The organism is Marinobacter lipolyticus SM19 (genome assembly GCF_000397065.2).
GTDB classification, from domain to species: domain Bacteria; phylum Pseudomonadota; class Gammaproteobacteria; order Pseudomonadales; family Oleiphilaceae; genus Marinobacter; species Marinobacter lipolyticus.
In genome coordinates this window covers 1-1,196 of sequence record NZ_KE007316.1, presented here as the reverse complement: position 1 = coordinate 1,196, position 1,196 = coordinate 1, and the positions used below count along the sequence as shown (strand labels likewise).

At 55.5% G+C, this 1,196-nt stretch carries 1 protein-coding gene; it reads right to left on the bottom strand.

The annotated features are described in order from the left end of the window. Window positions 1–1,196: elongation factor Tu (gene tuf / locus MARLIPOL_RS06425; protein ID WP_012140542.1), on the bottom strand; the 1,196-nt coding region annotated here is incomplete at its 5' end.

The following is a 1,196-nucleotide window of genomic DNA, read 5'->3' as shown; positions in this document are numbered from 1 at the left end:
TTACTCGATGATCTTGGCGACTACGCCGGCACCAACGGTACGGCCACCTTCGCGGATCGCGAAACGCAGACCATCTTCCATGGCGATCGGAGCAATCAGGGTAACACTCATCTTGACGTTGTCACCCGGCATTACCATTTCCACACCTTCCGGCAGTTCGCAAGAACCGGTTACGTCGGTGGTACGGAAGTAGAACTGCGGACGGTAGCCCTTGAAGAACGGAGTATGACGACCACCTTCTTCTTTGCTCAGCACGTACACTTCACACTCAAACTTGGTGTGCGGCTTGATGGAGCCCGGTACACACAGTACCTGACCACGCTCAACGTCGTCACGCTTGGTACCACGCAGCAGAACACCAACGTTCTCACCAGCACGACCTTCGTCCAGCAGCTTGCGGAACATCTCAACACCGGTACAAGTGGTCTTCACGGTATCCTTGATACCAACGATTTCCACTTCGTCACCCACCTTGATGATGCCACGCTCTACACGACCGGTTACCACAGTACCACGACCGGAGATGGAGAATACGTCCTCAATCGGCATCAGGAACGGCTGATCAATCGCACGCTCCGGCTCAGGGATGTAGTCGTCCAGGGCTTCTACCAGCTTCTTGACAGCGGTAGTACCCATCTCATTGTCGTCCTTACCTTCCAGCGCCATCAGCGCGGAACCGGTAATGATCGGAGTGTCGTCACCCGGGAAGTCGTACTGGCTCAGCAGGTCACGAACTTCCATCTCGACCAGCTCAAGCAGCTCTTCGTCGTCTACCATGTCGGCCTTGTTCAGGAACACGACAATGAACGGTACACCAACCTGACGGGACAGCAGGATGTGCTCACGAGTCTGCGGCATGGGGCCGTCAGCTGCGGAACAAACCAGGATCGCGCCATCCATCTGCGCCGCACCCGTGATCATGTTCTTCACATAATCCGCGTGGCCCGGGCAGTCTACGTGTGCGTAGTGACGAGTCGGAGAATCGTACTCTACGTGGGAAGTTGCGATGGTGATACCACGCGCCTTCTCTTCCGGTGCGTTGTCGATCTGGTCGAACGCACTGGCAGTACCTGTACCCCAGACTTCGTGACACACACGAGTCAGTGCAGCTGTCAGAGTGGTCTTACCATGGTCTACGTGACCAATGGTGCCCACGTTCAAGTGCGGTTTACTGCGTTCAAATTTTTCTTTAGACA